General features: G+C 32.9%; 1 protein-coding gene. It reads left to right on the forward strand.

Features of this window, described 5'->3' with window-relative positions; translation table 11 throughout:
* Positions 1-655: 655 nt before the first annotated feature.
* Positions 656-1,042: a hypothetical protein gene (locus tag DBR11_RS07570; protein WP_108551201.1), complete on the forward strand. Its 387-nt coding sequence runs from the start codon at positions 656-658 to the stop codon at positions 1,040-1,042.
* Positions 1,043-1,334: the final 292 nt, after the last annotated feature.

Genomic DNA, 1,334 nt, shown 5'->3' on the forward strand with positions numbered 1-1,334 from the left:
CCTAAATACAATCAACCTATGTTGATGACTGTTGGCTTCTTTTCGTAATAAATTAACTAACTATACTAAAAAAAGAACTGCAGGTGAACTCCTGCTCTGCTCTGAAGATGGAAAAGAAATCTTTTTCAAAATAATCAAGTAACACTTAATTGAAGGTATTTCCTATCAAAACAATTGATATACGTAACTGCCCTTGCACATTGTAAGGGCGGTTTTATAATTTTCTTGTTCACTTTTGATTAACCGCTCTTCCAGGCTCTTTTTTTCTATTTTCATTTTTTCAATCAAATCAGAAAAATCATATGGATGTTCCAAGCCCGAACCGGTTTGACTGCAAATCTTATTATCTTTAAGATATCCTGCTTTCAATTTTAGAAACAGCATATCTACTGAGTCCAAGGCCTTGCATTAAGCTGTTTTGTTTTATTCCTAATGCTTTTCTAATAGTGGAAATACTTTTACCGATGTTCATATGAGATAGCGTTTTTTTATTGGATTTGAGAGGTTTATTCTAAGGCAGTAATTTCTTTATATATTTGACAACTGCTTTGAAGTTAATGTGGGACCTGTGATTGGATTAAAATTGGATATTTAATCCAACAAATGGTGTTTTAAAGGATGGCTTCGGAATAATAATTGTTATAATCTACCATTTATGAAAGACAAAGATAGCCTTCAATTGTTCTCTGATTTGCTTGCTGAAGTACGTGATACCAACCTTCCGCTATCAAGTGAGGCTTATAGCCGAATTGAACAAGCTTATAAATACTTAACTGATGAAGTTTTTGATAGGATCGCAGAGAATCAAAAGGAGGGGAAAAGGTATATCGTTCAGCTTAAGAAATCTATGAATGAACTTTATGTACAAAGCATTGTCTTGTTTGGCCGTTTTGATGTTTCTATGGGTGCATTTCGATTTATGAAGAAGGAGCCTGATAGGTATAGAGCTAAGGTTGTTTATGTTATCATGGAACAGTTGGAAGCCATCAATACATTTTTACACGAATTCAAGTCATTGCCAAAAATACAAAAGGATGCCTAACAATGAATCTTTCGTCATTTCGACCATAGGTTACAATTGATTTTTATATTAAGAACTTCGCAAATCATCCAGAAAGTAAGTTCGTTTTAAATGTATTTATATTAAAAAGTCTAAGTTTTTGTGCTCCATACAAATCATAAACATCCCAATCAAAATCGGATTTTAACCTTTTCCCTAGATGTTAGGTAGTGGTTATAAATATAGACGAGTTTATACTTAAATTCACTATATAGCAGTTGCAGCTAAAAAAAGAAACAAGATCGGTGAGTGATTCGGTGGGTTAATTCTTGAT

Origin of the sequence: Pedobacter sp. HMWF019 (assembly GCF_003061025.1) — a bacterium.
Lineage (GTDB): Bacteria > Bacteroidota > Bacteroidia > Sphingobacteriales > Sphingobacteriaceae > Pedobacter.